General features: G+C 74.4%; 6 protein-coding genes and 2 pseudogenes. 3 read left to right on the forward strand and 5 right to left on the reverse strand.

What is annotated here, in order from left to right:
- Nucleotides 1-292, forward strand: a pseudogene (locus ACYVKY_RS09890) (hypothetical protein); the annotation flags it as partial.
- A gap of 16 nt (nucleotides 293-308) precedes the next feature.
- On the opposite strand, the gene ACYVKY_RS09895 reads toward ACYVKY_RS09890, so the two are convergent.
- Complete coding sequence (locus ACYVKY_RS09895) at nucleotides 309-1,628, reverse strand: MFS transporter (protein ID WP_460434807.1); 1,320 nt, start codon at nucleotides 1,626-1,628, stop codon at nucleotides 309-311.
- Entirely contained in the window at nucleotides 1,625-2,053 is a 429-nt protein-coding gene (locus ACYVKY_RS09900) for a MarR family winged helix-turn-helix transcriptional regulator (RefSeq protein ID WP_460434808.1), read from the reverse strand. Before ACYVKY_RS09900 ends, ACYVKY_RS09895 begins: the two co-directional genes overlap by 4 nt.
- A gap of 69 nt (nucleotides 2,054-2,122) precedes the next feature.
- On the opposite strand from ACYVKY_RS09900, the gene ACYVKY_RS09905 reads away from it, so the two are divergent.
- Nucleotides 2,123-2,533 (forward strand): cupin domain-containing protein, encoded by a 411-nt coding sequence (locus ACYVKY_RS09905; RefSeq protein WP_460434809.1) that lies wholly within the window; start codon nucleotides 2,123-2,125, stop codon nucleotides 2,531-2,533.
- A 65-nt stretch (nucleotides 2,534-2,598) separates the two neighbouring features.
- Here the strand turns inward: ACYVKY_RS09905 and ACYVKY_RS09910 are convergent, their stop codons facing one another.
- Entirely contained in the window at nucleotides 2,599-3,510 is a 912-nt protein-coding gene (locus tag ACYVKY_RS09910; RefSeq protein WP_460434810.1) for a hypothetical protein, read from the reverse strand.
- 155 nt (nucleotides 3,511-3,665) lie between these two features.
- Nucleotides 3,666-5,225 carry an NCS2 family permease gene (locus ACYVKY_RS09915; protein ID WP_460434811.1) on the reverse strand — a complete coding sequence of 520 codons (1,560 nt, stop codon included), beginning with the start codon at nucleotides 5,223-5,225 and terminating at the stop codon, nucleotides 3,666-3,668.
- 91 nt (nucleotides 5,226-5,316) lie between these two features.
- Here ACYVKY_RS09915 and ACYVKY_RS09920 point away from each other — a divergent pair, with 91 nt between their 5' ends.
- Nucleotides 5,317-5,565 carry a DUF2530 domain-containing protein gene (locus ACYVKY_RS09920; RefSeq protein ID WP_460434812.1) on the forward strand — a complete coding sequence of 83 codons (249 nt, stop codon included), beginning with the start codon at nucleotides 5,317-5,319 and terminating at the stop codon, nucleotides 5,563-5,565.
- Between the two features lie 20 nt (nucleotides 5,566-5,585).
- On the opposite strand, the pseudogene ACYVKY_RS09925 reads toward ACYVKY_RS09920, so the two are convergent.
- Nucleotides 5,586-6,320 (reverse strand): annotated as a pseudogene (locus tag ACYVKY_RS09925) (sacsin N-terminal ATP-binding-like domain-containing protein); the annotation flags it as partial.

Below are 6,320 nucleotides of genomic sequence, written 5' to 3' on the forward strand. Positions count from 1 at the left end.
GTCCCCGAGCGCCCCGGCCTCGACCGCACCCCCCGTCGCCGCGCCGCCGGCCGCACCGGGTGTCGTCGAGGGTGTCGTCGGGGGCGTGGTCTCGGCGCTGCCGCCGCTGCCGCTGCCCGTCCCCGTCCCGACCGCACCCGCGCCGGCACCGACCACCCCGGCCCCGGGGACGCCGGTGCCGCCCGGGGGCTGGGTGCCCGGCCTCACCTGCGTGCTGGAGCCGGTGCTGAACCCGCTGCTGCCGGTGCTGCCGCTCTGCCCGCCGGGGACGCCGCCGACCACCACGCCCTGACGGCCGCGCGGTCCGCTCAGGCGGCGGCCGTCCGCCCGGACGCGTCGTCGAGCTCGAGCGCCTCGCGGGTCCGCTCGCGCGGCGGCGGGCTGAGCGTCAGGTGCGGCACCGGTGCCCAGGTGTAGCCGACCACCAGGCGCCGCTGGCGCACCACCACGGCGGCCGCGACGAGCGCGACCACGAACGTCACGATGCCGCCGAGCGCGATGGTCCACCGGGCGCCGAACTGCTCGCCGACCCAGCCGACGATCGGCGACCCCAGCGGCGTGCCGCCCATGAAGATCGCCATGTAGAGCGCCATCACGCGTCCGCGCATGGCCGGCTCGGTCGTCATCTGGACGATGGTGTTCGCCGCTGTCATCAGCGTCAGCGAGCTGAGACCCACGGGCACCAGCGCGATCGCGAACAGCGCGTACGTGGGCATCCACGCGGCGAGCGTCGCCGTGACGCCGAAGACGAAGGTGGCGCCGACGAGCAGGCGCATCCCGGGGTGCGTGCGCCGGGCGGCGAGCAGGGCGCCGCTGAGGGAGCCGATCGCCATCACCGAGCCGAGCAGGCCGTACTCCCCCGCGCCCTTGTCGTAGATCTGCGTCGCCATCAGGGCAGTCGTCATCTGGAAGTTCATGCCGAACGTGCCCACCATGCCGACGATGCCCATGATGACGAGGATGTCGGGACGCCCTCGCACGTAACGGATCCCGTCGCGGATCTGGCCCTTGCCGCGCGGCGCCTTCTCGATCGGGATGAGCTCGCGCACGCGCATCCGGCTGAGCGCCAGGATGGTCGCGCCGTAGGTGGCGGCGTTGATCAGGAACACCGGCCCGGTGCCGAACGCCGCGATGAGCAGACCGGCGAGGGCGGGGCCGATCAGGCGTCCCAGGTGGAACGAGGCGCTGTTCAGGCCGACGGCGTTCGACAGCTTGTCCTCGGGGACCATCTCGGCCACGAACGTCTGGCGCGCAGGCGCTTCCAGCGCCGCCGCGCAACCGAAGAGACCGGCGAGCACGTACGCGTGCCAGAGCTGCGCGGTGCCGGTGATCGCGAGCAGACCGAGCACGAGCGCGGTCGACCCGGCGAAGACCTGCGCGCCGATCATCAGCTTGCGCTTGGGCACCCGGTCGGCGAGCAGACCGGCCCAGGGGGCGAGCAGCAGCATCGGCAGGAACTGCAGCCCGGTCGTGATGCCGACGGCGACCGCCGAGTGGTCGGTGAGGACGGTGAGGACGAGCCAGTCCTGGGCGACGCGCTGCATCCAGGTGCCGGCGTTGGAGACCAGCGCACCCGTGGCGTACAGCCGGTAGTTGTGGACCTTCAGCGAGGCGAAGGTGGGACTCACCTGGCGACCACCCGTCGCAGGATCTCGGCGGCGCGCGCCAGGGTGTCGCGCTCGTCGGGGGTGAGCTCGGCGAGCCGGCCGGCCAGCCAGGCGGTGCGCCGGCGGCGGGTCTCCTTCACCTCGGCGCGGCCGGCCTCGGTGATCTCGACCAGCACCTGCCGGCCGTCGTCCGGGTGGTCGGTGCGCGTGACCAGCCCGGCCTCGACGAGCGCGTTGACGATGCGCGTCATCGACGGCGGCTGCACGTGCTCGCGGTCGGCCAGCGACCGGGGCGTCTGGGCGCCGTCGCAGTCGAGGGAGGCGAGCACCGAGTACTGCGCGTCCGTGATCGCCTCGGACGACTTCTCGACGCGCAGCCGCCGCGCGGTGCGCATGAGCGCGACGCGCAGGTCGGTGGCGAGCGAGGCGGAGGCGAGCGTAGGCACATGGTTACCTTAGGTCATTAGCGTTGCTAACGAAAATCGGGACGGGGTGCTGTCCGTACCGTGGGACGCGTGACCACGCCGCGCCCCGCCCTCGCCGACGACCTCGACCTCGAGCCGCACCCCGAGGGCGGCTGGTACCGGCAGACCTGGGCCTCGCCCGTCGACGTGACGCTGCCGGACGGTCGGGTGCGGCCGACCGCGACGCTGATCCACTTCCTGCTCCCGGCCGGTGAGTCGTCCGCGTGGCACCGGGTCGCGTCCGACGAGGTCTGGCTCGCGCACCGGGGGACGGTGGCGCTCGAGCTCGGGGGCTCGGGCCCGTCGCCGGTCGGCGAGGCGGTGCACGAGGTGTCGGTCGACGCGCCGCAGGTGCTCGTCCCGGCGGGCGTCTGGCAGCGCACCCTCCCGTCGGACGCCCACGCCCTGGTCAGCTGCCTGGTCTCCCCCGGCTTCGACTTCGCCGACTTCGAGCTCGCCTGACGCCGCTCGAGGCGCCGACGCCACCAGTGGTTGCTTCAGGGCGGGTGAAGCAACCACTCGCGGCCTCAGGGCCACGACAGGCCACGCGACCGGAGGCTGCCGGCGACGCGGGCGAGCAGCTCGGCGGGCGCCCGGAGGTCGTCGGCCGTCGCGAAGTGCACGACCCAGCCGTTGTCCTCCAGCACCTCGCGCCGGCGCACGTCCTTGCGCCAGCGCCCCTTCGCGGTCCGGTGCACGTCGCCGAGGTACTCCAGGGCGACCTGCTGCGCGTGCCACCCGAGGTCGGGGACGGCGAGCCAGCCGCCCCTGTCGTCGAACGCGTCGCGGTTGACCTCCGGTTCGGGGATGCCCCCGCGCACCACCACCAACCGCAGCCGCGTCTCCTGGGGTGAGTCGACCCGGTCGCGCACGAGGTCGTAGGCCTGCTCGAGCACCGACCGGCCGACCAGCTGGCCCGGGGCGTCCAGGACGCTGCGCAGCCGGCCCCGTCCGACCCGACGGGCCACGGCGTCGCCGAGCACCACGAGGTCGTCGACGGAGAGCACGCCACCGAGCCCCGCCCACGCCGCGGCCGGGGGCACCAGCACGAGGCGTCCCACCGGAGCGGGCCGGCCCGGCGAGCGTCCGGTCGTGGCGCGGGTACGGGGCAACCGGCTGCGGGCGCCCGGCGGGACGACCACGTCGAGCACCGGGTCGTGGTGGCGGGCGGGGTCGACCGCCGCAGGGAGCGGCAGGCCGAGCAGCGTGGCGGCGGTGGCCGCGCCGAAGGCGGTGGCCGGTGGGAGCACCAGCGAGGCGGCGACGCACCGCGTGCGCAGGTCGTCCGGCAGGTGATCCGGCACCAGCACGCCGCGGTAGGGGCGACGCAGCGACGGGTGCCGGGTCTCCTGGCGCGTCATGCCCGCGGCGCGCGCCTCGGCGAGCGTGAACGGTCGGGACCGGAGGTGGGCCGGGAGCGGACGTCGTGGTGTCGGCACCCCGGGAGCGTCGTGCCGCCCCCGTCACCTGCGTCCGGACCGAGGCCCCGCCTGTGGACGGCAGCCGCACCCGGGCGGCTGTGGACGACGCGGGCCCCGACGCCGCGAGCGGTTGCTTCGTCGCGCCGGAAGCAACCACTCGCGGCGTCGTGGCGTCAGCCGACGCCGACGAGCTCCTTGAAGGGGTCGATCGCGAAGTAGAGGACGAACAGCGCGGCGGTGACCCAGAGCAGCGGGTGCACCTCGCGGGCCTTGCCGCGCACCAGCTTGATCAGCGCGTAGGTGACCATGCCGGCGCCGATGCCGGCGGCGATCGAGTAGGTGAACGGCATCAGCACGATCGTGAGGAACGCGGGGATCGCGAGCTCGAGGTCGTCCCAGTCGATGCCCTTGACCTGCTGCATCATCAGGAACCCGACCACGACCAGCGCGGGCGTCGCCGCCTCGTAGGGCACCACCGAGACCAGCGGCGCGAACAGCGTCGCGAGCAGGAACAGCACACCCGTCACCACGGACGCCAGGCCCGTGCGCGCGCCCTCGCCGACGCCGGACGCCGACTCGATGTAGGACGTGTTCGACGAGATCGACGCCGCGCCACCGGCGATCGCGCCGACCGAGTCGACGACCAGGATGCGCGTGGTGTTGGGCGGGTTGCCCTCGTCGTCGAGCAGGTCGGCCTCGGCGCCGATGGCGACCATCGTCCCCATCGTGTCGAAGAAGTCGGCGAGCAGGAGGGTGAAGACCAGCAGGATCGCGGCGACGAACCCGATCTTGCCGAACGAGCCGAGCAGGTTGAACTGGCCGAGCAGGCCGAAGTCGGGCACCTCCAGCACCGACGACGGCAGCGCCGGCACGCCGAGGCCCCACGCCTCCGGGTTCACCACGGCGCCGGTCTCGTCGAACTCGCGCGGGCCGATCTTCGCGATCGCCTCGATCACGATCGCCAGCACCGTCGCGCCGACGATGCCGATCAGGATCGCGCCGCGGACCTTCAGCACGTACAGGACGATGATCGTCAGCAGCCCGAGGACGAACACCAGCGTCGGCCAGCCCGACAGGAACCCGCCGATGCCGAGCTCGAGCGCCGGGCCGCCGCCGGCCTTGCGGACGAAGCCGGCGTCGACCAGGCCGATGATGGTGATGAACAGGCCGATGCCGACCGAGATCGCGACCTTCAGCTGCGGCGGCACCGCGTGGAACACGGCCTGCCGGAAGCCGGTGAGCACCAGCACCAGGATGATCAGGCCCTCGAGGACGACCAGGCCCATCGCGTCGGCCCAGGTCATCTCCGGCAGCTTGGCGACGCCGAACGCGACGAACGCGTTCAGCCCGAGGCCGGTGGCGAGCGCCAGCGGGTAGTTCGCGACGACGCCCATGAGGATCGTCAGCACCCCGGCGACCAGCGCGGTGGCGGCCGCGACCATCGCCAGGTTCGGGGCGTCACCGCCGCCGAGGAAGCCGCCGGTCGAGTCGGCCTGGGTACCGATGATGATCGGGTTCAGCACCACGATGTAGGCCATCGTGAAGAAGGTGGCGACGCCGCCCCGCACCTCCTGCCCGACGCTCGACCCGCGGGCGGAGACCTGGAACCAGCGCTCCAGCACGCCGCCGCGTGCGGGTGCCGGGCTGCCGGCGGGCTCGTCCTTGCGCAGTGACGTCAACGGATGCTCCTCGAGGGCGGGTCCGACCCAGGGCTCGGCTGAGCCGCGGCGCATCCTGCCAGAGCCCGCGACGGCGTGGACGACCCGTCCGCCAGATCGTCCGGACCGGTCCGGGGACGGCCCCTCCGGCACCTACCCTGGACCCGTGGGGACCCAGGGCACCGAGCACCGCGAGCGGACGGAGGTCGAGCCGCTGCGCACCAACGACCGGCTCACCGTGCTCGTCGGCTGCGCCGTCTGGGCGGTGCTGCTCGTGGTCTGCCTGCTGCGGCGCGACCAGCTCGAGAGCGCGGGCACCGGCTGGTGGGTGTGGACCTGCGCGGCCGGCCTCGTCCTCGGCGTGGTCGGCCTGGCCTGGTTGCAGCTGCGGCACGTCCGCGGCCGCACCGACTGACGCCCCCGAACCGACCGGGGTCAGCCCAGCGCGTCCTCGACCAGCGCCGCGTCGGCGCCGGCGTCGTCGAGCAGCTGCGCCACCAGGTGCCGGGCGGCCCAGTCGCCGGCCGCGTGCGCGAGCGCCCGCGCCAGCCCGTCACCGGTGGCCGCGTGGACGCCACGGTCGTCGACCCACCAGTCGACCGGGACGTCGTCGACCCGCAGGTCGTCGTGCTCCCACCAGGACGCCGATAGCACCGGCCACCGGTCGCGCACCGCGGCGGGCACGGGCGCCGGGGTGCCGGTGGACGTGACGACGCCGTCGGCGCGGTCGGACGACAGGTCGAGGTCGAGCAGGTCGGCGAGCCGCTCGGCCCGTCCCGGGGCGGGCACGAGCCGCGCCCCGACGTCGGCCCGCTGCCACCAGCGGGCGTCGTCGACCACGACGGGCGCGTCCGCGGCGACCCGCACCGGACGGCCGTCGGCGTCCAGCGCCCAGGTGCGCCCGCCGAGGTCGAGCTCCTCGGCGCCGCCGTCGTCGGACGACAGCGCCGCCCAGGTCGACAGCAGGGTGGGGACGTCGACGGCGTCCTGCTCGCCCAGCCGCCGCAGCAGGTCGGCACGGCCGGCGGGGTCGAGCTCGGCCACGGTGCGCACCATGCCCACGGCCGCGGCGACCTCGGGCAGCAGGTCGGCCGTCCACGCGGGGCCCTCGGGCACGACCGCGTCACCGCGCGCGGTCACCCACAGCCGCAGCAGCCTCGCCGCCGGGCT

The sequence above is a fragment of the Angustibacter speluncae genome, assembly GCF_054777815.1.

What these genes read in the sequence shown, in the direction of transcription:
- ACYVKY_RS09915 (WP_460434811.1), bottom strand. Translation starts at nt 5,225, where the DNA reads ATGCGCCGCGGCTCAGCCGAGCCCTGGGTCGGACCCGCCCTCGAGGAG.